Here is a 26,658-nt window from a genome sequence, read left to right as displayed (position 1 = left end):
AGATCAACGTCCTCTACGCCATGCTCCGTGACCGCCAGCCCTTCCAGGCCCGAGCACCCCTGCGTCTCGTGGCTTGACAACAGCATTAGGCAGCCACCTCCTCGCGGGTGAACAGCCCGGCCCGTTCGGCGGCCCGGTCGCGCAGCCGGTGCACTGGTCCGAACAGCAGCTCGTCGCCGGCGGCCCGCTTGAAGTACAAGTGGGCCTCGTGCTCCCAGGTGAACCCGATCCCCCCGTGCAGCTGGATCGCCTCCCCGGCCGCACACCGCAGCGCTTCCAGCGCCTGCGCCAGCGCGAGTCCGCCCACGGTCTCCCCCTGAGCGACGGCCCAGGCCGCGTAACAGGCGGCCGACCGGGCCGCCTGCACGGCCACGTACACATCGGCCAGCCGGTGCTTGACTGCCTGGAAGGAACCGACGGGCCGCCCGAACTGCTCCCGCTGACCGACGTACTCCACGGTCCGCTCCAGCACCCGGTCGGCGGCCCCGACGGCCTCGGCGGCGAGCACGGCGGCGGCGGTGTCACCGACGGCGGCCAGCGCGGGCAGTACGTCGGCTTCCGCGCCTCCCAGCAACTCCGCTGCCGTGTCGCGCAGTTGGACCCGGCCCTGCGGTCGCGTCGCGTCGAGTGCCGTCTGCCGGGTCCGTACGACCCCCTGCGCGTCCCCCGCCACCAGGAAGAGCAGCGTCCGCGAGCGGGCGAACCCGCCGGTGTGCGCGGCGACGACGAGCAGGCCGGCGCCGTGCCCGTCCAGTACCTGGTCGACCTGCCCGTACAGCCGCCACCCCTCCGCCCCCCGGCGGGCCTGGACTCCTCCCGCCCGGCCGCCGCCGGCCCACGCCCCGCCGTTCCCGCCCGTCAGGGCGAGGGCGGTGGTGACGGCCGGGCCGGGGACGGCGAGGGCCGCGGTGAGCGTGCCGGCGGCCAGCCGGGGCAGCAGTCCGGCCCGCTGGGCCTCGGTGCCGAGGGCGAGGATCAGCGGGGCGGCGAGGACGGCGGTGGCGAACAGCGGGGTGGGCGCGAGCGCGCGCCCCACCTCCTCGCAGGCGAGGGCGAGTTCGGTGACCGAGCAGCCGACACCGCCGTACGCCTCGGGGAGCGCGAGCCCCGGCAGGCCGAGCCGGCCGGCGAGGTCCGCCCACAGGTCGAGGTCGTGGCCGGCCGGGGTGTCGAGGGCGGCCCGCAGTTCCCCGGCCCCGCAGCGTTCACTCAGCAGTTCGCGCAGGGTACGGCGGATCTCGTCCTGCTCGGCGGTGAGGCGCGTGTCCATGGCTGTCCCGTCCTCTCCTGATCTGACGGCCCGTCATATTAGGGGCCGGGAGCAGGGATGCCCAGAGGTACGCGGAGGACGTGATCTGATGTACCGTCAGATTCATGAGCCGAGGGAACCGAAAGGTCGCCGTGGTGGGTGCGGCCCTCTCCGACTGCGGCCGGGTGGACGACGCGACCCCGTACACCCTGCACGCCCAGGCGGCCCGCCGGGCCCTCGCGGACGCCGGTCTGGACCGCTCGCAGGTCGACGGCCTCGCCTCCGCCGGCCTGGGCACGCTCGCCCCGGTGGAGGTGGCCGAGTACCTGGGTCTGCGCCCCACGTGGGTGGACTCCACCTCGGTCGGCGGCTCGACCTGGGAGGTCATGGCGGCGCACGCGGCGGACGCGATAGCCGCCGGTCACGCGAACGCCGTCCTGCTGGTCTACGGCTCGACCGCGCGCGCGGACATCAAGGCGGGCCGCCGAACGGGCAACCTGTCCTTCGGCGCTCGCGGCCCCCTCCAGTTCGAGGTCCCCTACGGCCACACCCTGATCGCCAAGTACGCGATGGCGGCCCGCCGTCACATGATCGAACACGGAACGACCGTCGAGCAGTTGGCCCAGGTCGCCGTCCAGACCAGGGCCAACGCGGCGCTGAACCCCGAGGCCATGTTCCGCGAGCCCGTAACGGTCGACGACGTCCTGTCCGGCCCGATGATCGCCGACCCGTTCACCAAGTTGCACTGCTGCCTCCGCTCCGACGGCGGGGCGGCGGTCCTGCTGGCGGCCGAGGAGTACGTACGGGACTGCCGCACCGCCCCCGTCTGGATCCTCGGCACCGGCGAGCACGTCTCCCACGCGGCCATGTCGGAGTGGCCCGACTTCACCGTGTCCCCCGCGGCGGTGAGCGGCCGCCTCGCCTTCGAGCGGGCCGGGGTGCGCCCCGCCGAGATGGACTTCGCCGAGATCTACGACGCCTTCACCTACATGACCCTGGTGACGCTGGAGGACCTGGGCTTCTGCGCCAAGGGCGAGGGCGGGGCCTTCGTCGAGAAGGGGCGGCTGCTGGTGCGGGGCGGCGAGCTGCCGGTGAACACGGACGGGGGCGGGCTGTCGGCCCAGCACCCGGGTATGCGGGGGCTGTTCCTGCTGGTGGAGGCGGTCAGGCAGTTGCGGGGCGAGGGCGGTGACCGTCAAGTGCGTGCGCGGGCCGGCGGGTTGCCCCGCCTCGGGGTGGCGTCCGGTACGGGCGGCTGGTTCTGCTCCTCGGGCACGGTGGTGCTGGGCCGGGACTGAGGCCCCCCGAGGCGCGGCATCCTCAGCCACGCGCTGAACCGACCCGACCGGGGGCGGGGGGCCGGGGCACGGGGGGCCGGGGCACGGGGGGGCCGGGGCACGGGGGGGCCGGGTGATACTCCCCCCATGTCACACACCGATCTCCATGAACTGCTGAGGACACTGCGGGTCTGGTCGCCCGAGGTGACCGAGCTGCGCCCGTTCGACCCGGACACGGCACCGGACGCGCCGCTCGGCCTGTTCACGAGCTGGTTCGCGGAGGCGGTGGCCGCGGGGCAGCCGGAACCGCACACCATGTCCCTGGCCACGACCGACGAGGACGGCGACCCGGACGTGCGGATCGTGATGCTGCACGGCGCCGACGCGTCGGGCTGGTCCTTCGCGACCCACTCCACGAGCCGCAAGGGACGCGCCCTGGCCGCCCGCCCCCGCGCCGCCCTGGTCTTCTACTGGCCGGCGCTGGCCCGGCAGGTCCGGCTGCGCGGCCCGGTCACCGCCGCGCCCTCACCGGAGAGCCAGGCGGACCTGCACACCCGGTCGACGGGCGCCCTGGCGGCGGCCCTGACCGGCAGGCAGAGCGAGGTCCTGCCCTCCCTGGACGAGCTGCGCCGCACGTCGGAGGCCGCCTGGCAGCAAGCCCGGCGCAACCCGGCCGAACCCTCCCCGACCTGGACGCTCTACCGGCTGCGCCCGGAGACGGTGGAGTTCTTCCAGGGGGACGCCGAGCGACGGCACGTACGGCTGGAGTACGTGCGGAGGGGGGAGGACTGGCACCGGCAACTGCTGTGGCCGTAGCGGACCTTTGCCGGCGGCCGTGGCGAACCCCCAGGGGCCGTAGCGCCTCCGCCCCCTCACTCCCCGAACCCGTACACCGCGAAGTCGGCCACCTCCCGGTAGCCGAGGCGTTGGTACAGGGCGTTGCTGGTCGGGTTGGCCAGGTCGGTGAAGAGGAGCACCTCGGTGACTCCGGCCGCCACGGCCGCCGCGCTCACCTCGGCCGTCACCGCACCCGCGTATCCGCGTCCCCTGAGGTGGGCCGGGGTGTAGACGGGGGCCACGCGGACCTGGCCGGCGATCTCCGGTGTCGCCCCGGCCATGGAGACGGGCGTGCCGTCGGGGGTCTCCCACAGGGTGATGCCGCCGTAGGCGATGCGGGCGTCGGCCCACTGCTCGGCGGGCTGTCCCGCTCGCAGGCCCGCGGCTTCCTTGAACTCCGCGTGCCAGCGGATGAGCAGGTCCCGGTCGGCGGGGCCGGCGATCCGGGGGCGGCCCTCCGGTGCGGGGCGCGGGGGCGTCAGCCCGGTGAGGCGGTAGAGGCGTTCACGCTCCCGCAGCTCGGCCGTCGCCCCGGTCAGGCGCTCCCACTCCTTGGCGAAGGCCTCCGCCGTGTCCCGCTCGGCCATGACGTCGGGGACCGGCAGGCCGCGCTCGGCCAGGTGGGCCGCCAGCGCCTCGGCGTCGGCGACCGTGAGCGGGGTGATGTTGACGGGGAACGGCGGTGTCCGGAACCACACGCCCCGCACCCCGCCGGTGTGTTCGCCGAGTATGCCGTACCGGGGAGGCTCGTCGCCGTACATCCCCGGGCCACGGCGGCGCAGGGCGTCCGTCACCGTGAGCGGCACGGTGTGCAGGGCGGGCCGGGAGCTCAGGAAGTCCCCGGCGCGGCTCAGGAAGTCGTCCAGGTCGGCCGTCAGTTGCCAGTCAGCGGCGTCAGTGGCATCAGCGGGGCGGTCAGCGTCCATCCGCTCATGATCGCGCTCGGCTCGCCGGTCTGAACACCGGATTTCCGTCCCGGAACGCCACCTCCAGCTCCATTCCGGCCAGGGGCTCGCCGCAGTCCACCAGCTCCGTCATCATGCGCGGACCTTCGGCCAGGTCCACGACGGCGGCCACGTACGGGGTGCGGGAGCCGAAGGGCGGCAGGTCGTTGCGGTGGACCGTGGACCACGTGTAGAGCGTGGCCCGGCCGCTCGCCTGCTCCCAGGTGACGTCCTCGCTCCAGCAGTGGGGGCAGAACTCGCGCGGGTAGTGGTGGGCGCGGGCGCAGGCCGCGCAGCGGCGCAGCAGGAGCCGGCCCTGTGCGGCCGCGTCCCAGTAGGGGCGGGTGAAGGCGTCCGGTTCGGGGAGGTCGTATCGGGCCGTGGTCACGCGAACCACCCCGCCGCCGCGTCCAGCGACCACACCTGCCAGGACATGCCGAAGAACGCGACGGCGGAGATCAGCGCCATCATGGTGTTCTGGCCCTGCTCCGCCCAGTCGTGGATCATGAGAGTGAAGTACAGCGCGTTCAGCAGCAGCCCGGCGATCAGGGCCACGGGGGTCAGGAAGCCGAGGACCAGGCCGAGTCCGAGGGCGAGTTCGGCGTTGACGACGACGTACGCCATGATCTTCGGGCGGGGTTTCACGACCGTGTCGAAGCCGGACCGGACCGCTTCCCAGCGGTGTTTCGCCGCCACGTCCGCCGCCCAGGCGATGCCGGTTCCGCGCTCGAACCAGGCTTTCTTGTCCTTGTGCCGCCAGCTCTCCAGCCACCACAGGCCGAGGCCGATCCGCAGCACGGCGAGCCACTGTGCACCGTCGAGCCAGATCGCATGCATGAATCTGACGGTACGTCAGCTCACTGCTCCTTGCCGAGGGGGGTGCACGGTTTCCCTCACATCCGGGCCGGGTGCGACACCGGCCGCACGCACACCTTCCACAGCCGTGATCAATCCGCAACCAATTCCGGTCTTGACCGAGACCCATCAACGGGGCATGTGATTACGCTCGCGCTCATGGCCGTCTCCCGTCCCTCCGCCGCGCTCCTCCCACCGACCACCGACGACCGCCCGGTGTACGTCATCGGTGCCGGTCCCGGTGGCCTGGCCGCCGCGTACGCACTGCGGGCGCGCGGGGTACGGGCCGTGGTGCTGGAGAAGTCCGACGCGGTGGGCGCTTCCTGGCGCGGGCACTACGACCGGCTGCGGCTGCACACCACCCGCCGCCTGTCCGCCCTGCCGGGGCTGGCGATCCCGCGCCGGTTCGGGCGCTGGGTGGCCCGGGACGACGTGGTGCGGTACCTGGAGAAGTACGCCGAGCACCACGAGCTGGAGATCGTCACCGGCGTGGAGGTGTTCCGCATCGAGCGGGCGGCGGACGGCGAGGGCTGGCTGCTGCACGCGTCCGGCGGACGGCGGCTGACCGGCAGCGCGGTCGTCGTCGCCACCGGCTACAACCACACCCCGCGCGTCCCCGACTGGCCGGGCCTGGAGGGCTACGCCGGAGAGTTCCGGCACGCCGGGGACTACCGCAACGCCGAGCCGTACGCGGGCCGGGACGTGCTGGTCGTCGGCGCCGGGAACACCGGCGCCGAGATCGCCGTGGACCTGGTGGCGGGCGGAGCGGCGCGGGTGCGGCTGGCGGTGCGGACGGCTCCGCACATCGTGCGCCGCTCGACCTTCGGGTGGGCCGCCCAGTACTCGGGGGTGCTGATCCGGCGGGTGCCGGTGGGTCTGGCCGACCGGCTCGCCGGGGCGCTGGCCCGGCTGAGCGTGCCGGATCTGTCGGCCCGGGGTCTTCCCCGGCCCACCGAGGGCTGCCTCACCCGGGCCCGGGCGGGCGCGATCCCGGTGCAGGACGTGGGGGTCATCGACGCCGTGCGCACGGGGGCGGTGGAGGTCACGGCCGCCGTGGAGTCGTTCGAGGACGGGAAGGTGGTCCTCGCGGACGGGAGCCGGATCTCGCCGGACGCGGTGATCGCGGCGACGGGCTACGTCCGGGCGCTGGAGCCGGTCGTCGGGCACCTGGGCGTACTGGACGGGCACGGGCGGCCCGTGGCGCACGGGAAGCGGACACCGGCCGAGGCCCCCGGGCTGTACTTCACCGGGTTCACCAACCCCATCAGCGGGATGTTCCGGGAGCTGGCGCTCGACGCGGAGCGGATCGCGAAGGCGGTGGCCCGCCGGCTGCGGTAGCCGCACACCGCTCCGCACACACCGCTCCGCACGCCCCGGTCCGCGTACACCGGCGTGCGTACGCCTGCCCATGCGACCCTACGGAGCAGTAGCCTTCGTAACTTTGCCGTTCCAGCCCATTCCTGACGCTCCGTCAGTTCAAGTAACCTGACAGAGCGTCAGCAATTTGCCACCACGAGAGGGCGGGGCGGAACGATGCTTGGATCAACCCACGGCACCCTCACCACCGACGCCCGCCGGGCCCGGGTCATCGCCTGCGGCGAGCAGCGGACCGGACCGGTCGTGCACGGCCGGGCGGACGACGCCGACGACCTCGACGTCAGCGGGCGCCCCCTGTACGCGGACGTGCCCGATCTGGCACGGTTCTTCCGGCCCGAGTCCCTCGCCGTGATCGGCGCCTCCGACACCGAGGGGCGGCCCAACACGGGCATCACACGGCAACTGCTGGCCTGGGCCGAGCGGGTGGGGGCGCGGGTGCACCCGGTCCACCCGAGCAGGCCGTCGGTGTTCGGGATCCCGTGCCGGCCGTCGGTCGCCGAACTGCCCGAACAGGTCGACCTGGCCGTCCTGCTGGTGGCCGACCCGCTGCCGGTGATCGAGGAACTCGCCGAGGCCAAGGTGAAGTTCGCGGTCGCGTTCGCCTCCGGGTTCGCGGAGACCGGCGCGGCGGGCGCCGAGGCCCAGCGGCGGCTCGCCGAGGCGGTACGGCGGTCGGGGCTGCGGCTGCTCGGCCCGAACACCAACCTCAACGCCTTCGAGCGGTTCCGGGACGACCTCGACGGGCCGGCGATCGCGCTGATCACCCAGTCCGGTCACCAGGGCCGGCCCGTGTTCGCCCTCCAGGAGCTGGGCATCCGCCTCTCGCACTGGGCGCCGACCGGCAACGAGGCCGATCTGGAGACCGCCGACTTCATCTCCTACTTCGCCGAGCAGCCGGAGACCGGTGCCATCGCCGCCTATGTGGAGGGCCTGAAGGACGGTCGCGCGTTCCTGCTGGCCGCCGACCGCGCCGCCCGCCGCAAGGTGCCGGTGGTCGCGGTGAAGGTGGGCCGGACCGAGGCCGGGTCCCGTACGGCCGCCTCGCACACCGGCAAACTCACCGGCGCGGACGACGTCGTGGACGCGGCCATGCGCCAGTACGGCGTCGTCCGCGTCGACGGCCTCGACGAACTCCAGGACACCGCCGCCCTGCTGGCTCGGGCGCGGGCGCCGCTCGCCGAGGGGGTCGTCGTGTACTCCATCTCCGGCGGCACGGGCGCCCACGTCGCCGACCTGGCCGCCGGTGCGGGGCTGCGGCTCCCCCGCCTCTCGGAGCCGAAGCAGGCCGAGCTGCACCAGTGGATACCCGAGTACCTGAGCGTCGCCAACCCGGTCGACAACGGCGGGCACCCGGTCGGCGACGAACGCGGCCGGAAGATCATCGACGCGATCCTCGCCGACCCTGAGGTCGGGGTGCTGATCTGCCCGGTCACCGGCCCCTTCCCGCCGCTCAGCGACAAGCTGGTCCGTGACCTGGTGGACGCGGCCGAGCAGACCGACAAGCTGGTGTGCGTGGTGTGGGGATCGCCGGTCGGCACCGAGCCGGCGTACCGGGACGTCCTGCTGGGCTCCTCCCGGGTGGCCACCTTCCGCACCGTCGGCAACTGCCTGACCGCCGTGGGCGCCTGGCTCGCCCACCACCGCTTCACCGCCGACTACCGCTCCCCCTTCGACGAGGCCCCGCGCACCCTCTCCCCCTCCTACCGCAAGGCCGAGGCGCTGATCCGGCCCGGTCAGCAGCTCAGCGAGCACGCGGCCAAGCAACTGCTGCGCGCCTACGGCATCCGGGTGCCGCGCGAACAGCTGGTGACCAGCGCGGCGGCCGCCGTCCGGGCCGCCGCCCAGGTCGGCTACCCGGTGGTGATGAAGGCGTCCGGAGCGCGGATCGCCCACAAGACCGAGCTGGGCCTGGTGAAGATCGGCCTGACCTCGGCCAGCCAGGTCCGGGACGCCTACCGCGAGCTGACCGACATCGCCCGCTACGAGGGTGTCCCGCTGGACGGCGTGCTGGTCTGCCAGATGGTCGAGCAGGGCGTGGAGATGGTCGTCGGCGTCACCCACGACGACCTGTTCGGGCCGACCGTCACGGTGGGGCTCGGCGGGGTGCTGGTGGAGGTGCTGCGCGACACCGCCGTACGCGTGCCGCCGTTCGGGGAGCGGCAGGCCCGGGACATGTGCGCCGAGCTGCGCGGCCGGGCCCTGCTCGACGGGGTGCGGGGGCGGCCCCCCGCCGACCTGGACGCCCTGGTGGAGGTCGTGCTGCGGGTGCAGCGCATGGCCCTCGAACTGGGCGACCGGATCGCGGAGCTGGACATCAACCCGCTGCTGGTGCTGCCCCAGGGGCAGGGCGCGGTGGCGCTGGACGCGCTGGTGATGTGCCGGTGAGCGGCGGGGAGCACGCCGCCGGTGCCGTACGGCACGAGGTGCGGGAGCAGGTCGCGTACCTCACCCTCGACCGTCCCGAGGCCCTGAACGCGCTCACGCCGGCGCTGCGGGACCGGTTGACCGCGCTGCTGGAGCAAGCGTCGGCGGACCCGGACGTGCGGGCCGTCGTCCTCACCGGGACCGGGCGCGGGTTCTGCGCGGGCGCCGACCTCCGCGGCCCGGGCAGCGGTGGGGAGCGGGTCGCCGGGGACGTGGCCCGGACGATCCGGCTGGGCGCCCAGCGGCTGGTCTCCGCCGTGCTGGACTGCGAGAAGCCGGTGCTCGCCGCCGTGAACGGCACGGCGGCCGGGCTCGGCGCGCATCTCGCGCTCGCCTGCGACCTGGTGCTGGCCGCCGAGTCGGCCCGGTTCATCGAGGTGTTCGTGCGGCGCGGGCTGGTGCCGGACGGCGGCGGGGCCTATCTGCTGCCGCGGCTGACCGGTCCGCAGCGCGCGAAGGAGCTGATGTTCTTCGGGGACGCGCTGCCGGCGGCACAGGCGGAGCGCCTGGGCCTGGTCAACCGGGTCGTGCCGGACGCCGATCTGGCGAAGACGGCCCGCGAGTGGGCGGCCAGGCTGGCCGCCGGGCCCACCCGGGCCCTGGCGCTGACCAAGCAGCTCGTCAACGCCTCGCTCGACGGCGACCGGGCCGGCGCCTTCGCCGCCGAGGCCGCCGCCCAGGAGATCAACATGACGACCGGGGACGCCGGGGAGGGCCTGCGGGCCTTCGTGCAGCGCAGGAGCCCCGGCTTCCACGGCCGGTGACGCCGTCGGTGACCGGCGAGGTCACTGGAAGGTGGCATGCTGCGGGCGCAGCCCCAGCAGGACGCGGTGCGGGGCGTCGGCGATGGGGCGCTCGAAGGTCATGCCGTAGCGCTCGGCGAGCGTGAAGAAGCCGTCGGTGGAGGGGTCGTCGACGATCTGCTCGATCGTGCCGCGCACCTCCAGGTAGCGGTAGGGCTTGTCGGGGTCGTTGACGGAGAGGGTGGCCTGCGGGTTCTTCACGATGTTGCGGTACTTTTGACATCCTCCCCCTCTTAAAAGAGGGGGATTCCAACCTATACGGGCTGAGGTTCACGGACGCTCGACCGCCGCTTGGGCGGTGTCGTCCCTCCGGCACCGGCTGAGCGCCGGGGGCGGGGAATCCCACCCTGTCCTGCCGCGACGTTGATGCTTGCGTTGGTGTCTGCGTTGCAGGTGAAGCCGCAGGAGGAACACTCGAACTCGGCTTGGCTCTTGCGCGAGTTCTTGTCGATCCATCCGCAGGCACTGCATCGCAGGCTGGTGTAGGGGGCGAGTACGTCTTCGACCCGGCCGGGCGCTTTCTGTTCGGTGCGCTGCCGCAGCAGTCCCCAGCCTTGGGCGAGGATCGCCCGGTTGAGTCCGGCTTTGGCAGCGCGCCCGTTCCTGAGGTACTGGCCGGGTCGGTCGGGGTCGGGCTGCGCCTTGGCCTTGGCGGTCATCGTCTTGATGTTCAGCTTCTCGAACCGCACCAGGTCGTACGATCTGGCGAGCATGGTGCTGGTCTTCTCGCACCAGTCCTTACGCCGGTCGGCTTCACGAGCCTTGAGCCGGGCGACCTTCGCGTACTCGGATGCCTTGCGTTCACTGTCCTTCGGGGCCCGTGCCGCCCGCCGCTGGTGCTTACGGATCTGCGCCCGCTCGCGGGTCGTGAGCTGCGGACAGTTGAGGGTGCGGCCATCCGACAGCGCGGCCGTGATCTTCACACCTCGGTCGATACCGATGACCTCACCCGTGTCCGGTGCGGTGATGGGGCCGGGGATGACGGCGAACGCGATGTGCCACTGGCCGTTGCGGAAGGTGACACGGAACGTCTTCGCCTCCGGCAGCTCTGCGCGGGTGAGGCGGAAGCGGACCCAGCCGCAACCCGGCACCTTCACCTGCGCCCACCGGCGGTTCAGCTTCTGCACCACGACCGACCGGCCCAGGACCTGCTTGCCGGTCTTCGCGTTCAGCTTCGGCGAGCCATCCGGCTCATACTCGGGCACGCGGTCGGTGCCGATGACCCGGAAGCCTTCATGCCGGTACTTCTTGCGCCAAGTCGGCTCACCGAACCCGGAGGCGAAGCGGGCGTTCTTGGCCTTGGCGAAGTCCTTGAGCGCCTGCTGCTGCACGTCTGCGTTCCCGGATCCGAGCCATTCATTGTCGCGTCGGGCCTCGGTCAGCTGGCGGCACTGCTCGGCGAAACCCGGCGCGGACTTGCGCCAACCGCGCCAGTGGGAGTGTTGTTCGACGGCGAGGTTCCAGACGTACCGGGCGTGCGCGCAGTGCAAGAGCATCTGCTCTGCCTGCGCGGGCGTCGGGTACATCCGGTAACGTGACACGCCGCCACCATAGTGGCATGATGGCGGCATGGTCAAAGTCACGGTTCGCATCCCTGATGAGCTACACGCCCGGCTGGTCACGCAGGCGGAGGCCGACCGGCGGTCCCTCAACTCCGAGATCCTGCACCTGCTTGAGGGCGCCCTCGCCACCCTGGAGGGAAACGAGCAATCGCCCTGAAGGCGATTGCCCTTTCCTGCCCCACCGTTCGGGAGCAGGCATTCACCCAGCCCTGAAGGGCCGGGCACCCTGCCCGGCAAGCAAGGTGATGAACCACAGCAGTTCGCCATCCCAGCGGAACCAGACCGGGTCGCCCTGCACGGCACCGTCCGAGCGCAGGGTGCCCAGGCGGCCGAAGAGGGACCGTTCGACCAGATCGGTGTGGGAATCGGGGACCACGATTACGAGGAGGTCTCCAGCGTGCGACACGGACATCAGAGCTTTGTAGCCGTACTTGCGCGGACTCCGGCCACGACCGCCCGAGCTCTTCCTATCTGATGGCCCGTCATTTTCAATGGAGGGATGATGGGACACGCAGGAGCGGCAGCCGTCGCTGTCCGGTATCTGAGGTCGGCTCCGGCGGCGGGGCCGGTGGAGGCGTTGCCGCGGCCCGAGTTGCGGTGTGTCGGGGCGGACGAGCGGGCGCCGGTGGAGGCCAGCGAGTTCCGCCGTGTGCTCGGGAACTTCGCGACCGGGGTGACGGTCATCACCGCGCCCGGCACCGGGGACACGCCCGCACCGGCCGGCTTCGCCTGTCAGTCCTTCTCGTCGCTCTCCCTCAATCCGCCCCTGGTCTGCTTCATGGTGGGCCGTACGTCCTCGACCTGGCCGCGCATCGCCGCTGCGGGCGCCTTCTGCGTCAACGTACTCGGCGCCGGCCAGGGCGAGTTGTGCCGGGCCTTCGCGGTGAGCGGCGCGGACAAGTTCGCCGGGGTCGCCTACGACGCGGCGCCCGTCTCCGGGGCGCCGCGGCTGGCCGGCGCCGTCGCCTGGGTGGACTGCGCCGTCCACGCCATACACACCGGCGGTGACCACCTCGTCGTCGTCGGCCGGGTGCACGCCCTCGGCGCCGACGGGGAGGGCGCACCGCTGGTGTTCCACCGGGGGCGGTTCACCGGGCTGTCCGGCGCCTGAGACGGGCGCCTGCGGGCCTCAGGAGCGGGGTGCCGGGCCTCAGGAGAGGGCCAGGACGGGCTTCGGCGCCGTCGTCCGCCTGATCACCAGGGCCGACCGACCCTTCTACGTGCTTCCTGTTCGAGCGCACCAGCGCACGACGCCATACGTGTTCCTGTATTTCGAGCTTCCCTTCCCTGGTGTCTCGCGGGACTCCGAAATCAACAGGTCCACACAGACAAAGGCGCAGGTCATCGTATACGAGAAGCCTCGTAAGGGCTCGAAACCGTGGCAGGATTTTGAGCTGGTAAGACCCGGCGGTGCCCCATTACGGGCTCAGGGGTCATAGCTCACCCCTTCGCCGCCGACCGATACACCCCTCGAAGGAGAGGCGTGGCCCCTGTGGTCGCCGTTGGCAAGATGGTCCACGTGCTTGTAGCCATGCCAACTGCCCTCACCCTCGTGCGTAGCGTCCTGTTCCTGCTATGCTGTGCGGTCCTGCTCTTCGCCTTCTCCTACGTCCCCTTCCAGCGACGGCTGTTGCGCCAAGTGCGGATTCCGATACGGCGTTGGCTACGCCGCAGGAGGAGTGCGATACGGGCCCGCTACGACGGCCTCGTCAACACGCTCATGGGCCGCATGATCAGCCAGGTCGCCCCCGTCATCGCCGAAACTCTCCCGGACAGCGGCCTGCGGGCACGCCCCCTCATCGCGGAAGCCGCCTTGAAGTGGTGGCGAGCCGCCCTGTGGGCCATCCCAGCCCGGGCGCTCAGTCTCCTGATCCTCGTCTACTGCACGGCGAACCTTGAAGCGATCGTCGACTTCATCCGCAACCCGCCGAAGTACGACAATGACCTGCCACGCGATGCCACCAGCGGCTCCGAGCACAGCCACCGGCCAGACGCTCCGCCGCCAGACCCTCTGAGCTCACTCTTCAGAGGCATGAAGGACGCCGCCGCATGGATCATTCACAAAGTGACGGACGGAGTGTCTGCGATCGAACATCTCTGGTCCCTTGCCCCCTCCTGGGGGATCTTCACGCCCCTGACCTACCTCGTATTGATCCTTACGATCCTCCTGGCACTCAAGGCGCTCTACCCGTTCGCGATCGCCGTGACGAACGGGGCACGACAAATCCCGCCGGAGAACTCCGGTCGACAGCGCTCACCACGTCGCACCCGGCATCCCGCCACTGTCGATGACGAGGCCCGCTACAGGCCCGTTGTGGTGCTACTGCTGACCGCCGCCGACTGCGGTCGCACCTGGCGCGCATGGGGTCAAGGCTCCCCGCTGAACACGCCGCGAGTGTCTGTTCGCCGTGCCGAATACGTCATCCGGAATGCGTGGCGAACGGGAGGCGCATACAACTCTTGGTCAGAACGAGCGCGACAGCGTCACGCCCTCAAGGCCCACGCCGCCAAAGTGATCGGGGCTCTTCGCACGGTCGAAGCTCGCCAGTACACAGACCCCGACACCGGCATGGTCCTCCAAGAACTGGCCGACATGTTGCTCACCATCGCCGAGCGGTATGCGGAAGGGCGCCTCGGCCAGCTCCTGGATGATGTCGACACCATGGAGGCCGCCACCGATTACGAGTGGCTGCGCCTCCTGGGCGTCGGTGCGTTCGGCGTCGGGGCCCTGGTTGCGGCGTCGATGGCCAACCTGCCGGAGGAAGCCAACGGTGTCCTGGTCGGCCTAGCCCTGTTGCTGGCCGGCTCCTGGCTCTTCAGGCACAAGCTGACGCATCCGATGGACCTGCTTGATGTGTTGCGAAGCGCCGACCGAAAGTGACGCGCTCTCAAGGTGTTGGCAAGCCGACATCTGTGGCGAACAGCGATCACGGCGCCGTGTCTCGAAACCAAGGCTTGTGAGTCCGGACGCGACGACGAACACGATCGCTGACCAGCTCGTCGGCTACGCCCGCCCCTCCATCGACGACCAGGGAGCACAGCTTCAGCGCGACGCATTGACAGTCGTAGACTGCTCCCGCATCTTCGAGGACAAGGGCCAGCGGGAAGAACACCAACCGGCCAGAGCTCACGGCCGCACTGGACTACGCAAGATCCGGCGACACTCTGTGCGTGTGGAAGCTCGACTGCTTCGCCCGGTCCCTCATCGACCTCGTGACCATGGTCAACACCCTCCGGGACAGGGGCATCGGGTTCAAGGAGCTCACCAGTGCGCTGGCTGACATCGCCCCCGGCACGGCCGACGGCCGTCTCATGGCTTCAGGTGGTCGGGGCCATGGCGGAGTTCGAGCGCAGCCTCATCAAGGAGCGCACCCGTGCCGGACCGACGCAGCCAGGGCGCAGGGACGTATCGGCGGACGGCCGTCCGTGGTCGATGAGGACGCATTCACCTTGACCCGTGCCAGGGAGGCGAAGGGCGAGAGCGTGAGCGCCAAGGCTCTCGGGATCTCCCGAGCCACCTTGTACCGACACCTCGGAGAGGGCGCCTGAGACAGGCGTAAAGTCGAGAGGTCAGGCCGCCAAGGCGCGGACAAGCATCGTGCCCACGACCCTGCCCTCTGGGGGGTCGAGCAGAGACACACACACATCAGAGAAGCCGTGCCCCGTCAGGATGCACCCCCACTCTTCCGGGGTGCGGTCGTGCCGCAGTCCGGCTTTGGCAGGCTTCGGCCCCTGGCTACCGGGGGGCAAATGAGAGAAGGCCAGGATGCCGCCGGGCGCCATACGCGAGCGGATCAACGGAAGCAGGGTGTCCGGATCGACGAACCACACGGCGCCAAAGATCGAGAGCACCACATCGAATGTCTCGTCCGTCTCGTTCAGGAACGCCGTCGCCTCCGCCGTACGGAACTCAAGGCCCGGCAGATTGCCCCAGTGCTCCCGCGCGACCGTCTCGCGGGCGGGAGCGATGTCCACCCCTTGACCGGTCGCGCCAAGCGTCACGAGGTGCGCGAGGTTACTACCGCTCCCCGAGCCAAGTTCCAGCACCCGGCGTCCGGCCACGGGACCCAGAACGCTTTCGTTCGGCCCGTGGTCGGCGTACTGGGTCCAGTTCAGCCAGGTCGTATCACCCTTGGCGTTCACGGACCGGCGTGGCTTGCTCCCGACGGCGTACCTGTTCCAGGACTCAGCCAATGACATGCGGTGGTCCTTCCGGTATGAGGGGCCCACCCCCAACGTACGGCGGTGGGCCCCAACTCATTTGCTGTTCGCTACTACTTGGGCGAGTCGTGGCACCCGGCGTGACACTGGTTGCAGTCGGCCGCGTCCTCCATGCCCCACAGGTCGGGGTCGATCTCGAACCCTGCCGCCTTGATGGCCTTGATCGTCTGTTCCAGGACGAGCGGGCCGCCGGTCTTGGGGTCGTGGCCGTCCCGCGTCGCCTTGTCGTCGCTGACGCATTGGACACCGGCCATCGCGCCGGGAAGCTCCGGAACGTGATGGATGTACCGGCCCAGGTGCCGGCTGGTGAAGTGGTGGTACGGGATCGAGTCGAGCATGAACGAGTGCCATGCTTCGTCCACCTGCTCGGACGGGCCCATGAGAAGGTCCGGGTTCTCGCCGCACGTGACCAGGTAGGCGATGGCCTGGCCGAACTTGGCCTCTGCCAGTTCGCGCGTGTTCTCCGGGTTGCGGAGAAGGAGGGCCACCTCCCGTTCCCACACGTCCGGGGTGACGTACGCCTTCGGGTCACGGATCACTACTGCCGTGCTCATGCTGGCTTGCCTCCACGTAATTGATGGTCCGTGGTGCTCCGGTCATTTCGCCCACCCCTGCACCTGGGACACAGGCACGGCGGCATCAGGCCAGTAGCGAGGGGTTCTCCGCCCTCACCCTCGTACAGGGTTCGTGGCTTGGTCTGAGTGCCGTCGGCTCTCACCGTGTAAGCGCTGATGCGGATGGACATGACGACCATGTTCCGGATCGGGCATGACCGTTGCGGCGACGTTCAAGGCGTCCCTCAGGCGTCATGTCGGTGTCACCCGAGGGCGTCAAGCTGGTGTCAGTGGAGGCGCGACGTGGCTACCCTCGGATCATGACGACCACGGGCGAGGGCGAGCGAATCCCCAACGACGTGCTGACCTCCGTACGCAAGTCGATGAACCTCAGCCAAGACGAGTTCGCGCGGGGCTTACGTGGCGCAGGCGAGGAGCTGGGGGAACCGAACGACGCCTCCAAGCGACTCGTGCAACGCTGGGAGTCCGGGGAGACCAGGACATGCCGCCCGCTGTATGCGCGGGCACTGAAGCGGTTCACCGGCCGTACCCCCGAGTCGCTGGGGTTCGCGATCCCGATGGCACGCGTCCACTCGGACGGGGCAGGAGGCCACGACATGGAGGCTGGGGAAGTCGGCACGGCTGGCGCTGTCGCAAGCCCGGAGCCAGAGCCGGAGCCGCAGAGCGAGTACGCGGGCATCTGGCTGTCCCGCTACGAGTTCTACTCGTCCAGCCGTGACGAGACGTTCGACTGCAAGCATCGCGTCGTGATCGTCCAGCACGGCAACCGGCTGACAGCCCAGAGCCTGCCCGGAGCGTCGACCAACCCAGACAGCCCGTTGTCTCTGGATCTCACCGTTCATCGGAACGTCGTCACCGGTACGTGGACCGAGCAGACGGCTGCTGACGGGTACTACCAGGGCGCCCGGTACCACGGTGCGATTCAGTTGCTCATCGAGCCGACAGGCCGACGCATGGCAGGTAAGTGGGTCGGGTTCGGCAAGGACTTCGATGTGAACACGGGTCCGTGGGAGCTGCGCCTACTCGACCGATCGACAGGCCGCGCGAGCATCGAGCGGTACTCAACCACACTAGAGTGAGGGATCGGGCGCCACCTTGCGAGACCGCCCCGTACGGGCGCCTTGCCCCTAGTTCCACCTCGACCGGTTGGAACTGGCAGGGACGCAACCCGCATTCAGCTTCCCCGTCGTCTGCCGGGTGCACGCCCTCGGCGCCGACGGGGAGGGCGCACCGCTGGTGTTCCACCGGGGGCGGTTCACCGGACTGTCCGGTACCTGAGACGGGCGCCCGCGGGCCTGGGAGAAGAGCGCGCACGGCCCTCAGGAGACGGCCAGGGCGGGCTTCGGCGCCGTCGTCCGCCGGATCACCAGGGCCATCAGGGCCGCCGCCGCGCACAGCGTGCCGGACGCGTACCAGACGACGTCGTAGGAGCCGAAGACGTCGCGGGCCACGCCGCCGAGGAAGGCGACGGCGGCCGCGCCGATCTGGTGGGAGGCCAGGACCCAGCCGAACACGATGGCGCTGTCCTCGCCGTAGTGCTCCCGGCACAGCGCCAGGGTGGGCGGGACGGTGGCCACCCAGTCCAGGCCGTAGAAGACGATGAAGAAGAGCATCGGCGGGTGGACCGAGGGGGCCAGGAGCATGGGCAGGAAGAGGAGCGAGACACCGCGCAGGGCGTAGTAGACGGCCAGCAGGCGGCGGGACTCGAAGCGGTCGGTGAACCAGCCGGAGGCGACCGTGCCGACGACGTCGAAGACGCCGATGACCGCGAGCAGCGAGGCCGCCGCCGTGACCGGCATGCCGTGGTCGTGGGCGGCCGGCACGAAGTGGGTCTGGACGAGGCCGTTGGTGGAGGCGCCGCAGATCGCGAAGGTGCCGGCGAGCAGCCAGAACGGCCCGGTGCGCACGGCGGCGCCGAGGACGGTGACCGTGCGGCGGGCGGCGCCGGTCACCGGCGGCGGCTTCGGCACGAACTCCTCGGCCCCGTACGGCTTCAGACCGACGTCGGCCGGATGGTCGCGCAGCAGGAGCCAGACGAACGGGACGACGGCGAGCGCGGCCAGGGCCACGGTGACGGCCGCCGGGCGCCAGCCGTGGTGCTCCACCAGCCAGGACAGCAGCGGCAGGAAGATCAGCTGGCCGGAGGCGGAGGCCGCGGTGAGGATGCCGGTGACCAGGCCCCGGCGCTCGGTGAACCAGCGGTTGGTGACCGTGGCGGCGAAGGCGAGGGCCATCGAGCCCGAGCCCAGGCCCACCAGCAGGCCCCAGCACAGGAGCAGTTGCCAGGCCGCCGTCATCCACACCGTCAGGCCCGAGCCGAGCGCGATCACGGTCAGCGCGACGGCGACCACGCGGCGGATGCCGAAGCGGTCCATCAACGCCGCCGCGAACGGCGCGGTGAGGCCGTACAGGGCGAGGTTGATGGAGACGGCCGCGCCGATCGTGCCGCGCGACCAGCCGAACTCCCCGTGTAGCGGGTCGATGAGCAGCCCCGGCAGGGAGCGGAAGGCCGCCGCGCCGATGATCGTGACGAAGGTGATGGCCGCGACGAACCAGGCCCGGTGCACGCGCCGGCGCCCGAGGGGCGCCCGGCCGCGCCGGGCGGGGGAGACGGCGGCTTCGCTTGTCTGAGTCACGTCATAAAGAGTGCGGCAGCCGCACGCCTCGAACGAGTGGCCCGAGGGACAGCATTCGCTAGGATCGGGCCATGACCTCTTCCGGCCGGAAGCGCCGTCCGCACCGCGTCGTCGTCCTCGCCCTGGACGGCCTGCTCCCCTTCGAGCTGGGCATCCCGCACCGCATCTTCGGCCGCCCGATGGACGCGGACGGCCGGCCGCTGTACGAGGTCGTGACCTGCTCGGTACGGCCGCCCGGCCCGGTGGAGACGGACGCCGACTTCGCGATCCACGTGGCGCACGGGCCGGAGGCCCTGGCCACCGCCGACACGGTGATCGTCCCGGCGTCCTACGAGATGGGGCCGGTCTACGACGAGGGCAGGCTCACCGGGGAGCTGGCGGCCGCGCTCGCCCGGGTCCGGCCCGGCACCCGGATGGCCGCCATCTGCATCGGGGTGTACGTCCTCGCCGCCGCCGGTCTCCTCGACGGCCGCCCGGCGGCCACGCACTGGGCCGACGCCGACCGCTTCCAGCGGCTGTTCCCGAAGGTCCGGGTCGACGCGGACGTGCTGTTCATCGACGACGGCGACGTGCTGACCTCGGCCGGGGTGGCCGCCGGGATCGACCTGTGCCTGCACATGGTGCGCGGCGACCACGGCACGGCCGTGGCCAACGACGTGGCCCGGCACACGGTCGTGCCGCCACACCGCGACGGCGGCCAGGCCCAGTACATCCACCGCCCGGTCCCCGACCCCCAGCTGGCCACGACCGCGGCGGCCCGCGCCTGGGCGCTCGGCCGGCTGCACGAGCCGATCCAGCTGCGCGACATGGCCGAGCAGGAGGCCATGTCGGTGCGCACGTTCACCCGGCGCTTCCGCGAGGAGGCCGGCGTCAGCCCCGGGCAGTGGCTCACCCGGCAGCGGGTCGAACGGGCCCGGCACCTGCTGGAGTCCACCGACCTCTCCGTGGACCAGGTGGCCCAGGAAGCGGGCTTCGGTACGGCCCAGTCGATGCGGCAGCACCTGCAGCAGGCGCTCGGGGTGACGCCGACGGCCTACCGGCGGACGTTCCGGACGACCGCGCTCAGAACCTGAGCACGCGAAGGACGACTGCTCAGAACGTGAGCACCCCGCGCGCCACCCGGCCCGCCTCCGCGTCCGCGCGGGCCTTCTCGAAGTCCTCCACCGGGTAGGTCTCGGTCACCAGCTCGTCCAGCAGCAGGCGCCCTTGGCGGTACAGCCCGGCGTACAGGGCGATGTCCCGCTGGGGGCGCGAGGAGCCGTAGCGGCAGCCCAGGATGGACTTGTCCAGGTACATGGAGGAGACCAGGAAGGACGCCTCGGCGGTGGCCGGCGGCACCCCGAGGAGGACGGCCTGGCCGTGCCGGTCGAGGAGGTCGACGGCCTGCCGGATCAGCTCGGTGCGGCCGACGCACTCGAAGACGTGGTCCGCGCCCGTGGGCAGCAGCTCCCGCACGCCCTCCGCCGAGGTCAGGAAGTCGGTCGCGCCGAACCGCCGGGCCACCGTCTCCTTGGCCGGGTTGGCGTCCACGGCGACGATCCGGAGCGCGCCCGCGAGCCGCGCCCCCTGGAGGACGTTCAGCCCGATGCCGCCCGTCCCGATGACGACGACGCTGTCCCCGCGGTCCACCCGCGCCCGGTTCAGCACCGCGCCGACCCCGGTGAGCACCCCGCAGCCGATCAGCGCGGCGGAGGTCAGCGGGATGTCCTTGGGGATCGGTACCGCCTGCACCGCCTTGACGACCGTGCGTTCCGCGAACGCCGAGTTCGAGGCGAACTGGTGGACCGGCCGTCCGGCCCGGGAGAAGGGTCTGCCGGGCCTGCCGATCGCCTGCCGGCACATGGTCGGCCGGCCCCGGTCGCACTCCGGGCAGGTGCCGCAGTTGGCCAGCGTGGACAGGGCCACATGGTCGCCGGGTGCCACATGGCCGACGCCGGCGCCGATCGCCTCCACCACCCCGGCGCCCTCGTGGCCGAGCACCACGGGCGCCGGGAACGGGATGGTGCCGTCCACCACCGACAGGTCGCTGTGGCACAGCCCGGCCGCCGCGATCGCGACCAGCACCTCGCCGGGCCCCGGCTCCCGTACGTCCAGGTCGTCGACCACCTGGATCCGTTCGCCGTCGAACACCACGCCACGCATCACACGGCCCCCTTCGGTTCCCTCGGCAGACCGAGCACCCGCTCGGCGACGATTCCGCGCTGCACCTGGTCCGAGCCGCCGTAGATGGTGTCGGCCCGGGAGAACAGGAACAGGTACTGGTCCGCGTCGACCTCGTACGGCGCCGCCGCCGACCAGTCCTTCGGCCCTACGGCCGCCTCAGCGCCCCGCACCCGTACGGCCAGCTCGCCGAGCCGCTGGTGCCAGTTGCCCCACAGCAGCTTGGCGACGCTGGGCGCGGCCGGGTCCGCGTCACCGCCGAGGGTGCGCAGCGCATTCCAGCGCATGACGCGGAGTTCGGCCCACTGGCGCACGAGCGCGGCGCGTACGACGGGGTCGCCGACGGCTCCGGTGCGTACGGCCGTGCGTACGACCTGGGCCAGTTCCTCGGCGAAGCCGATCTGCTGGGCCAGGGTGGAGACGCCGCGTTCGAAGCCGAGGAGGCTCATCGCCACGGTCCAGCCGTTGCCCTCGCCGCCGACGAGGTGCGCGGCACGCGCGTGTGCGCCGTCGAAGAAGACCTCATTGAACTCGCTGGTGCCGGTCAGCTGGCGGATGGGCCGTACGTCGATCCGGCCGGGCTGGTCCATGGGCACGAGGAGGAAGCTCAGGCCGTGGTGGCGGCGGGAGTCGGGGTCGGTGCGGGCGAGGACGAAGCACCAGTCGGCCTCGTGGGCGAGGGAGGTCCAGATCTTCTGTCCGCTGATCCGGTAGCCGGAACCGGTGCCGGTGCCGTCCCGGACCGCGGTGGTGCGGACGCCGGCGAGGTCGGATCCGGCGCCGGGTTCGCTGTAGCCCTGGCACCAGAGTTCCTCGCCTGCGGCGATGGGCGGAAGGAAGCGGGACTTCTGGTCCTGGGTGCCGTGGGCGATGAGGGTGGGTGCGAGCAGTTTCTCTCCGATGTGCCCGGAGCGGGGCGGTGCTTCGGCCCGCGCGTACTCCTCGGCCCAGACGACCTGCTGCGTCAGCCCGACGACCCGGTTCCCGTACCCCTCCTCACCCCACCCCAGTCCGATCCACCCCGCCTTGCCGAGTACTCTCTCCCAACTCCGCCGTTCCACAGCCCCGTTGAGGTGCTCGACCAACCACCCCCGAGCTTCTCCCCTGAACGCCTCGTCCTCATCACTGAACCCGAAGTCCATAGGTGCCACCTCCATCACTCACAGCAAGGACAGCCGGCCGGGGGTGGGTCCGCTCACCGGCGCCGCCAGGGTGCCGCCGCGCCCACCCGTGCCGCCCTGGGGGTCCCCCAGGCCCTCAAGGCGCTGGGGGAGGCACGCCTGCCCGTGGCTGGGGCAGGTTGGGGGGCTGCGGCTGCTTCGAAACCAACGGCACTGCAGCGCCCCGTCAGGGGCGCGGGGAACTGCGCGAGAAACCACCACGCACCCGCACGTGCACGACCACACCCACCACCCCATGGGCGCGGGGAACTGCGCGAAAGGCCACCACGTGCCCGCACCCGCCAGTCCACAACGCGGCCCGAGCTACTGGGCGTTCGGTCGGTCCGAGCGCCGCGCCGCGGACTCCATCGCCGCCAGTTGGGACAGCATCGGCATCGGATCCACCCCCACACTCCCCCCCAGCACCTCCCCCACCCGGGCCGGAGTCCACCCCCCCTCCTCGTGAGCCGAACGCAGTTCCCTCGGCTGGGCCCAGACCGCGATCTTCGGCCCGGCGACGGTGTAGACCTGCCCGGTGATGCCCCGCGCGGCAGCCTCGCCGGAGAGGAGGTAGACGACCAGCGCGGCCACATCCTCCGGCTCGCCGATCTCCTTCAGCTCCATCGGCACCCCCGCCGACATCCGCGTACGGGCGACGGGCGCGACCGCGTTGGCGGTGACCCCGTACTTGTTGAGCCCCAGCGCAGCGCTGCGGACGAGCGAGATGACGCCGCCCTTGGCCGCGCTGTAGTTGGCCTGGGAGACGGACCCCTGATGGTTGCCGCTGGTGAAGCCGATCAGGGTGCCGGACCTCTGCCGGCGCATGACGGCGGACGCGGCACGGAAGACGGTGAAGGTGCCCTTGAGGTGGGTGGCGATCACCGGATCCCACTCCTCCTCGGTCATGTTGAACAGCATCCGCTCGCGCAGGATGCCCGCGACGCACACGGCCCCGTCGATCCGCCCGTACCGTTCGAGCGCGGTGTCCACGACCCGCTGCCCGCCCGCCATGGTGGAGATGTCGTCGGCGACGGCGACCGCCTCCCCGCCGGCCGCCTCGATCTCCTTGACGACGGCGTCGGCGACCTCGCTCGCCGGCGCGGTGCCGTCGGCGGCGACCCCGTAGTCGTTGACGACGACCTTCGCTCCCTCGGCGGCGGCCGCCCGCGCGACCGCCAGGCCGATGCCCCGCCCGGCGCCCGTCACGGCGACGACCCTGCCTGCCAAGAAGTTCCCCACGTCCGGCCCCTTCCCGCGGTTTCTGACGGCCCGTTAGATTCTATGGCGCGCCGGACCGTCGGACACAAGCCCCGGGGAGGCACCGGATGTCACTGCCGGAGGAGTTCCACGACATCGCCAAGCGGGTGAACAACTGGGGGCGTTGGGGGACGGACGACGAGATCGGCACCCTGAACCTGATCACGGACGCGGTGGTGCGCGAGGCCGCCGCGACCGTGCGCACCGGCCGCCGCGTCCCCCTCGCGCTGCCGCTGAAGCAGGACGGTGTGCAGACCGGCATGATCCCGGGGCGGCTCAATCCGCTGCACGCGATGGTGCAGGTCAACCAGGAGATCTTCGGCCCCGGCACGGTCGCGTGCAGCGACGACGCGGTGACCATGGGGCTACAGGCGGGTACCCACTGGGACGCGCTGACGCATGTCTCGCACTCGGGGCGGCTCTACAACGGCCGCCCGGCCGGCACCGTCACCGCGCACGGGGGCGCGGAGTTCGCCGGGATCGACAAGGCGCGGCACGTCGTCTCGCGCGGGGTGCTGCTGGACGTGGCCCGCGCGCGGGGCGTGGACCGGCTGGCGGGCGGGCACGCGGTCACGCCGGAGGACCTGGCGGCGGCGGAGGAGTTCGGCGGGGTGCGGGTGCGCGCCGGGGACGTCGTGCTCGTGCGCACCGGTCAGATGCGGGTGTATCTGGCCGGGGACAAGCACGGTTACGGCTATCCGTCGCCGGGGCTGTCGGTGCGCTGCCCGGAGTGGTTCCACGCGCGCGACGTGGCGGCGGTCGCCAACGACACCCTCACGTTCGAGATCTTCCCCCCGGAGATCGAGAACCTGTGGCTGCCGGTGCACGCCCTGGACCTGGTGGAGATGGGGATGCTCCAGGGCCAGAACTGGAACCTCGAAGAGTTGTCCACAGCCTGTGGAGAAGAGGGGCGGTACGCCTTCTGGCTGTCGGCGATGCCCGAGCCGTTCGTCGGGGCCACGGGCACTCCGGTCGCCCCGGTGGCCGTCCTCTGAACCACCCCCGCCCCGCGGCCGGGTTGGCGGCGCGCCCCCCACGCACACCCCCCACGCATGCGTCACGCGCCGCCATCCGACTCGACCCACTCTCGACGAGGGCGCCCCCCTCGGCCCCTGCCCTCGTCGTCCCCTCGCGGCGAATCGTTGCCCACAAGCGTGTTCAAACAGTCACCCGGCGTCAACACGGGCGAGACGATTCATCACTTACATCCCTTTTGCAGGACCCGCGCACGGATGCACCACCCGGCGCACCACCGCACCGGGCGGTCACACCGCCTCGTACGCCAGGTCCTCGTACGCGGACCGTCCGCCCCCGTACGCCACCGCCGCGCCCTCCCCTGCGGCGTCACACCGGTCGAGTTCGCACCAGATGCTCTTGCCGGCGCTGTCGGAGCTCCAGCCCCAGCGGTCGGCGAGGCAGTCGACGAGCGCGAGACCCCGGCCGCCGGTCGCCTCGCCGCCGACGCAGCGCGGGACGGGCGCGCGGGTGCTGGCGTCGGCGACCTCCAGGCGGACGGTGGCCGTGGCGGCCGCGTCCCCCAGGTCCGCCGCCGCACCCGGCAGGGAGAGGCGCAGCACGGCCGGACGGCCGGTGTGCACCACGGCGTTGGTCACCAGTTCGGAGACGAGCAGGACCAGGGTCTCGGCCACGGGTTCGTCGTCCCCCGCGCCCCATCCGGCGAGCCGCGAACGGACCCACCTGCGGGCCCGCCCCACCTCCGCGGGGTCGGGCCGGATCTCCAGCTGCACTTGAAGCACCTGCACCGCTCACACCATCCGAACCGGCGGACACATGACCGCACGCCGTGCGAACGCCGCAGCAGAGGCCGCGACGAGCATCACGACGAGGGCCACGATCGTAGCCATTTTCTGCATGGCCAGAACAACAGCCAGCGCAAGGGTCACGGAACGTGATTCCCTTGAGAGACAGCATGGTTGACGTACAGTCACTCCAACAAGCGCTTCAGGCATATTCCAGCGCGAAGGAGTACCCGTACGGCATACTGTGCGACGCTCAAGCGGGGGAGTCGAACAGGCGGTGGCGCAAGCCCTTACCGCCCCGCGAGCAGCGGCGCGCACCGCACGGCCCGGAGAGGCCCCCGGGGCGCCTCCGGCACGGCACTGGCTCGGAACCACTCGCACACCGGACAAGGTACCGGAGGGGCCGCCCGGCGACCGCCCGTGACGAGTCACGTCGAGGACACAACCCGGTATCGACGCTCCGTGATTCCGGTGGTGCCACGATCGGCGGCATTCCGCGCCACTCAGGTCAGCAGATCGGCGGCCAGCAGCTCCTCGTGCTCCGCGCTGCCGCCTCCGCGCGCGGCGCGCACCCAGGCCCGCTTCAGGTGGAGGTGGACGTCCGCCTCCCAGGTGAAGCCCATGCCGCCGTGCACCTGGAGGCAGTCGCGGGCGCCGCGTACGGCGGCCTCGTCGGCGAGGAGGCGGGCGGCGGCGATGTCCTCGGGGGTGGCGGTGAGGGCGGCGGCGTAGACGGCGATGCGGGCCGTCTCGGCGCGGACCAGCATGTCGGCGCAGAGGTGTTTGACGGCTTGGAAGGCGCCGATCGGGGTGCCGAACTGTTCTCGGGTCCGGGCGTGTTGCACGGCGAGCTCGCCGACGCGGAGGGCGGTGCCGATTTGTTCGGCTGCGGTGAGGAGGTCTGCGACGCCTGGTGCGGTGCTGGTACCGGTGCCGGTGCCGGTGCCGGTGCTGGTGCTGGTGCTGCGTGGTGCGGCGGTATCGGTGCCGGGCGGGGGTGGGGACGCTTGCCGGCGCTGAGCGGGCGCCTCCCCCACTCTCGGCTTCGCTCGAGCGGGGGGACCCCCATCGCCCACCCGTGCCGCCCCAGCGGCACGACTGCCCGCAGCTGCGTTCGTCCGGTGCAGAGGGGTGAGGGGGTCCAGGGAGCGTATGGGGGTGGCTCCTGTGGTGTCGCCGCTCACGGCGTCCGCCGCCTCCAGCCATTCCACCAGGTCGCCGTCGACCGCCGTCACGATCGTTTCGCCGGTGGCCGCTCCAGGGATCGTGGCCGCGGCCAGGTGGGTGGCGAGGGTGGGGCCGGGGAGGAGGGAGCGGCCGACTTCCTCGAAGGCGAGGACCGCTTCGGGGAGGCCGAGGCCGATGCCGCCGTCCCGTTCGGGGAGGCAGAGGGCGAACAGGCCGGCCTCGCCGAGGGCGCGCCAGCGGGTCCGGTCGAGGCGGGGCGGGCCCACCGCGTCGGCAGCCGCGCGGAGTTCCCCGGGGCCGAACAGCCGGGCGAGTACGTCCCGTACGCCCTGCTTCAGCGCCCGCTGGTCGTCGGTCAGTCGGAACCGCACGG

Annotated in this window: 28 protein-coding genes; 12 read left to right on the top strand and 16 right to left on the bottom strand. The window is 71.6% G+C overall.

The annotated features are described in order from the left end of the window. Positions 1-85: 85 nt before the first annotated feature. Positions 86-1,270, bottom strand: coding sequence for an acyl-CoA dehydrogenase family protein (locus ABZ854_RS19015; protein WP_361211890.1), 1,185 nt, complete (start codon positions 1,268-1,270; stop codon positions 86-88). A gap of 104 nt (positions 1,271-1,374) precedes the next feature. Here ABZ854_RS19015 and ABZ854_RS19010 point away from each other — a divergent pair, with 104 nt between their 5' ends. Both ABZ854_RS19010 and ABZ854_RS19005 read left to right on the top strand, forming a co-directional pair. Beyond that, entirely contained in the window at positions 1,375-2,547 is a 1,173-nt protein-coding gene (locus tag ABZ854_RS19010) for an acetyl-CoA acetyltransferase (RefSeq protein WP_361211888.1), read from the top strand. A 126-nt stretch (positions 2,548-2,673) separates the two neighbouring features. Beyond that, positions 2,674-3,342: a pyridoxal 5'-phosphate synthase gene (locus tag ABZ854_RS19005; RefSeq protein WP_361211885.1), complete on the top strand. Its 669-nt coding sequence runs from the start codon at positions 2,674-2,676 to the stop codon at positions 3,340-3,342. Between the two features lie 56 nt (positions 3,343-3,398). On the opposite strand, the gene ABZ854_RS19000 is transcribed toward ABZ854_RS19005, so the two are convergent. From ABZ854_RS19000 to ABZ854_RS18990, 3 genes are read right to left on the bottom strand one after another with little or no spacing between them, the layout of a single operon-like run. Next, on the bottom strand, positions 3,399-4,289 hold the full coding sequence (locus ABZ854_RS19000; RefSeq protein ID WP_361211882.1) for a GNAT family N-acetyltransferase: 891 nt from the start codon (positions 4,287-4,289) through the stop codon (positions 3,399-3,401). Positions 4,290-4,293: 4 nt separating this feature from the next. Beyond that, the gene (locus ABZ854_RS18995) at positions 4,294-4,695 is read right to left on the bottom strand and encodes a Zn-ribbon domain-containing OB-fold protein (RefSeq protein WP_361211879.1); all 402 of its coding nucleotides are present in this window, start codon (positions 4,693-4,695) and stop codon (positions 4,294-4,296) included. Continuing rightward, entirely contained in the window at positions 4,692-5,144 is a 453-nt protein-coding gene (locus tag ABZ854_RS18990; RefSeq protein ID WP_361211876.1) for a DoxX family protein, read from the bottom strand. Before ABZ854_RS18990 ends, ABZ854_RS18995 begins: the two co-directional genes overlap by 4 nt. Positions 5,145-5,321: 177 nt before the next feature. On the opposite strand from ABZ854_RS18990, the gene ABZ854_RS18985 reads away from it, so the two are divergent. From ABZ854_RS18985 to ABZ854_RS18975, 3 genes are all read left to right on the top strand, one after another. Next, positions 5,322-6,500, top strand: a complete 1,179-nt coding sequence (locus tag ABZ854_RS18985; RefSeq protein WP_361211873.1) for an NAD(P)/FAD-dependent oxidoreductase — start codon at positions 5,322-5,324, stop codon at positions 6,498-6,500. Positions 6,501-6,695: 195 nt separating this feature from the next. Next, positions 6,696-8,924 carry an acetate--CoA ligase family protein gene (locus ABZ854_RS18980; RefSeq protein WP_361211870.1) on the top strand — a complete coding sequence of 743 codons (2,229 nt, stop codon included), beginning with the start codon at positions 6,696-6,698 and terminating at the stop codon, positions 8,922-8,924. After that, positions 8,921-9,727 carry an enoyl-CoA hydratase-related protein gene (locus ABZ854_RS18975; RefSeq protein WP_361211867.1) on the top strand — a complete coding sequence of 269 codons (807 nt, stop codon included), beginning with the start codon at positions 8,921-8,923 and terminating at the stop codon, positions 9,725-9,727. Before ABZ854_RS18980 ends, ABZ854_RS18975 begins: the two co-directional genes overlap by 4 nt. A 21-nt stretch (positions 9,728-9,748) precedes the next feature. Here the strand turns inward: ABZ854_RS18975 and ABZ854_RS18970 are convergent, their stop codons facing one another. Next, the gene (locus tag ABZ854_RS18970; RefSeq protein WP_361211912.1) at positions 9,749-10,024 is read right to left on the bottom strand and encodes a pyridoxamine 5'-phosphate oxidase family protein; all 276 of its coding nucleotides are present in this window, start codon (positions 10,022-10,024) and stop codon (positions 9,749-9,751) included. Next, positions 10,021-11,349, bottom strand: a complete 1,329-nt coding sequence (locus tag ABZ854_RS18965) for a transposase (RefSeq protein WP_361211864.1) — start codon at positions 11,347-11,349, stop codon at positions 10,021-10,023. The genes ABZ854_RS18970 and ABZ854_RS18965 overlap by 4 nt, the downstream gene beginning before the upstream one ends. Between ABZ854_RS18965 and ABZ854_RS18960 the strand changes: the two genes are divergently transcribed. Next, complete coding sequence (locus ABZ854_RS18960; RefSeq protein WP_361211861.1) at positions 11,336-11,485, top strand: Arc family DNA-binding protein; 150 nt, start codon at positions 11,336-11,338, stop codon at positions 11,483-11,485. The two genes, ABZ854_RS18965 and ABZ854_RS18960, sit on opposite strands and share 14 nt — an antisense overlap. Positions 11,486-11,527: 42 nt before the next feature. Here the strand turns inward: ABZ854_RS18960 and ABZ854_RS18955 are convergent, their stop codons facing one another. Continuing rightward, positions 11,528-11,740: a hypothetical protein gene (locus ABZ854_RS18955; protein WP_361211858.1), complete on the bottom strand. Its 213-nt coding sequence runs from the start codon at positions 11,738-11,740 to the stop codon at positions 11,528-11,530. A 90-nt stretch (positions 11,741-11,830) separates the two neighbouring features. On the opposite strand from ABZ854_RS18955, the gene ABZ854_RS18950 reads away from it, so the two are divergent. The 3 genes from ABZ854_RS18950 (at position 11,831) to ABZ854_RS18940 (ending at position 14,877) form a co-directional block, all read left to right on the top strand. Continuing rightward, a complete protein-coding gene (locus ABZ854_RS18950) occupies positions 11,831-12,439 on the top strand; it encodes a flavin reductase family protein (RefSeq protein WP_361211855.1) in 609 nt (202 codons plus the stop codon). A 372-nt stretch (positions 12,440-12,811) separates the two neighbouring features. Further along, positions 12,812-14,209, top strand: coding sequence for a hypothetical protein (locus ABZ854_RS18945; protein WP_361211852.1), 1,398 nt, complete (start codon positions 12,812-12,814; stop codon positions 14,207-14,209). A 257-nt stretch (positions 14,210-14,466) separates the two neighbouring features. Then, complete coding sequence (locus ABZ854_RS18940; RefSeq protein ID WP_361211909.1) at positions 14,467-14,877, top strand: recombinase family protein; 411 nt, start codon at positions 14,467-14,469, stop codon at positions 14,875-14,877. Between the two features lie 21 nt (positions 14,878-14,898). Here ABZ854_RS18940 and ABZ854_RS18935 read toward each other — a convergent pair whose 3' ends face one another. Together ABZ854_RS18935 and ABZ854_RS18930 are read right to left on the bottom strand one after the other, a co-directional pair. Then, entirely contained in the window at positions 14,899-15,471 is a 573-nt protein-coding gene (locus ABZ854_RS18935) for a class I SAM-dependent methyltransferase (protein WP_361211849.1), read from the bottom strand. Positions 15,472-15,602: 131 nt separating this feature from the next. Continuing rightward, positions 15,603-16,103, bottom strand: a complete 501-nt coding sequence (locus ABZ854_RS18930) for a hypothetical protein (RefSeq protein WP_361211846.1) — start codon at positions 16,101-16,103, stop codon at positions 15,603-15,605. A 320-nt stretch (positions 16,104-16,423) separates the two neighbouring features. Here ABZ854_RS18930 and ABZ854_RS18925 point away from each other — a divergent pair, with 320 nt between their 5' ends. After that, positions 16,424-17,203: an XRE family transcriptional regulator gene (locus ABZ854_RS18925; RefSeq protein WP_361211843.1), complete on the top strand. Its 780-nt coding sequence runs from the start codon at positions 16,424-16,426 to the stop codon at positions 17,201-17,203. Between the two features lie 240 nt (positions 17,204-17,443). Here ABZ854_RS18925 and ABZ854_RS18920 read toward each other — a convergent pair whose 3' ends face one another. Beyond that, on the bottom strand, positions 17,444-18,760 hold the full coding sequence (locus ABZ854_RS18920) for an MFS transporter (protein ID WP_361211840.1): 1,317 nt from the start codon (positions 18,758-18,760) through the stop codon (positions 17,444-17,446). Between the two features lie 71 nt (positions 18,761-18,831). On the opposite strand from ABZ854_RS18920, the gene ABZ854_RS18915 reads away from it, so the two are divergent. Further along, positions 18,832-19,833: a helix-turn-helix domain-containing protein gene (locus ABZ854_RS18915; protein WP_361211837.1), complete on the top strand. Its 1,002-nt coding sequence runs from the start codon at positions 18,832-18,834 to the stop codon at positions 19,831-19,833. A 19-nt stretch (positions 19,834-19,852) separates the two neighbouring features. On the opposite strand, the gene ABZ854_RS18910 is transcribed toward ABZ854_RS18915, so the two are convergent. From ABZ854_RS18910 to ABZ854_RS18900, 3 genes are all read right to left on the bottom strand, one after another. Then, entirely contained in the window at positions 19,853-20,902 is a 1,050-nt protein-coding gene (locus ABZ854_RS18910; RefSeq protein WP_361211834.1) for a Zn-dependent alcohol dehydrogenase, read from the bottom strand. Further along, positions 20,902-22,062, bottom strand: coding sequence for an acyl-CoA dehydrogenase family protein (locus ABZ854_RS18905; protein WP_361211831.1), 1,161 nt, complete (start codon positions 22,060-22,062; stop codon positions 20,902-20,904). The genes ABZ854_RS18910 and ABZ854_RS18905 overlap by 1 nt, the downstream gene beginning before the upstream one ends. A gap of 342 nt (positions 22,063-22,404) precedes the next feature. Further along, positions 22,405-23,319, bottom strand: coding sequence for an SDR family oxidoreductase (locus ABZ854_RS18900; protein WP_361211828.1), 915 nt, complete (start codon positions 23,317-23,319; stop codon positions 22,405-22,407). Positions 23,320-23,405: 86 nt separating this feature from the next. Between ABZ854_RS18900 and ABZ854_RS18895 the strand changes: the two genes are divergently transcribed. Next, complete coding sequence (locus ABZ854_RS18895) at positions 23,406-24,332, top strand: cyclase family protein (protein WP_361211825.1); 927 nt, start codon at positions 23,406-23,408, stop codon at positions 24,330-24,332. A 270-nt stretch (positions 24,333-24,602) separates the two neighbouring features. Here ABZ854_RS18895 and ABZ854_RS18890 read toward each other — a convergent pair whose 3' ends face one another. The 3 genes from ABZ854_RS18890 to ABZ854_RS18880 form a co-directional block, all read right to left on the bottom strand. Beyond that, positions 24,603-25,085 (bottom strand): ATP-binding protein, encoded by a 483-nt coding sequence (locus ABZ854_RS18890; protein ID WP_361211906.1) that lies wholly within the window; start codon positions 25,083-25,085, stop codon positions 24,603-24,605. Between the two features lie 18 nt (positions 25,086-25,103). Then, complete coding sequence (locus ABZ854_RS18885; RefSeq protein ID WP_361211822.1) at positions 25,104-25,241, bottom strand: hypothetical protein; 138 nt, start codon at positions 25,239-25,241, stop codon at positions 25,104-25,106. Positions 25,242-25,600: 359 nt separating this feature from the next. Beyond that, the gene (locus ABZ854_RS18880; protein WP_361211819.1) at positions 25,601-26,656 is read right to left on the bottom strand and encodes an acyl-CoA dehydrogenase family protein; all 1,056 of its coding nucleotides are present in this window, start codon (positions 26,654-26,656) and stop codon (positions 25,601-25,603) included. Positions 26,657-26,658 lie beyond the last annotated feature (2 nt).

Origin of the sequence: Streptomyces sp. NPDC047028 (assembly GCF_040644095.1) — a bacterium.
In the GTDB taxonomy this organism is placed as follows: domain Bacteria; phylum Actinomycetota; class Actinomycetes; order Streptomycetales; family Streptomycetaceae; genus Streptomyces.
The sequence above is the reverse complement of the archived record's forward strand: the minus strand, read 5'-3'. Positions and strand labels throughout refer to the sequence as shown.

Bases quoted from the DNA above. Each gene is read 5' to 3' on its own strand.
- ABZ854_RS19015 (WP_361211890.1), bottom strand. From the start codon at position 1,270: ATGGACACGCGCCTCACCGCCGAGCAGGACGAGATCCGCCGTACCCTG.
- ABZ854_RS19010 (WP_361211888.1), top strand. From the start codon at position 1,375: ATGAGCCGAGGGAACCGAAAGGTCGCCGTGGTGGGTGCGGCCCTCTCC.
- ABZ854_RS19005 (WP_361211885.1), top strand. From the start codon at position 2,674: ATGTCACACACCGATCTCCATGAACTGCTGAGGACACTGCGGGTCTGG.
- ABZ854_RS19000 (WP_361211882.1), bottom strand. From the start codon at position 4,289: ATGGACGCTGACCGCCCCGCTGATGCCACTGACGCCGCTGACTGGCAA.
- ABZ854_RS18990 (WP_361211876.1), bottom strand. From the start codon at position 5,144: ATGCATGCGATCTGGCTCGACGGTGCACAGTGGCTCGCCGTGCTGCGG.
- ABZ854_RS18985 (WP_361211873.1), top strand. From the start codon at position 5,322: ATGGCCGTCTCCCGTCCCTCCGCCGCGCTCCTCCCACCGACCACCGAC.
- ABZ854_RS18980 (WP_361211870.1), top strand. From the start codon at position 6,696: ATGCTTGGATCAACCCACGGCACCCTCACCACCGACGCCCGCCGGGCC.
- ABZ854_RS18960 (WP_361211861.1), top strand. From the start codon at position 11,336: ATGGTCAAAGTCACGGTTCGCATCCCTGATGAGCTACACGCCCGGCTG.
- ABZ854_RS18955 (WP_361211858.1), bottom strand. From the start codon at position 11,740: ATGTCCGTGTCGCACGCTGGAGACCTCCTCGTAATCGTGGTCCCCGAT.
- ABZ854_RS18950 (WP_361211855.1), top strand. From the start codon at position 11,831: ATGGGACACGCAGGAGCGGCAGCCGTCGCTGTCCGGTATCTGAGGTCG.
- ABZ854_RS18930 (WP_361211846.1), bottom strand. From the start codon at position 16,103: ATGAGCACGGCAGTAGTGATCCGTGACCCGAAGGCGTACGTCACCCCG.
- ABZ854_RS18925 (WP_361211843.1), top strand. From the start codon at position 16,424: ATGACGACCACGGGCGAGGGCGAGCGAATCCCCAACGACGTGCTGACC.
- ABZ854_RS18915 (WP_361211837.1), top strand. From the start codon at position 18,832: ATGACCTCTTCCGGCCGGAAGCGCCGTCCGCACCGCGTCGTCGTCCTC.
- ABZ854_RS18910 (WP_361211834.1), bottom strand. From the start codon at position 20,902: ATGCGTGGCGTGGTGTTCGACGGCGAACGGATCCAGGTGGTCGACGAC.
- ABZ854_RS18905 (WP_361211831.1), bottom strand. From the start codon at position 22,062: ATGGACTTCGGGTTCAGTGATGAGGACGAGGCGTTCAGGGGAGAAGCT.
- ABZ854_RS18895 (WP_361211825.1), top strand. From the start codon at position 23,406: ATGTCACTGCCGGAGGAGTTCCACGACATCGCCAAGCGGGTGAACAAC.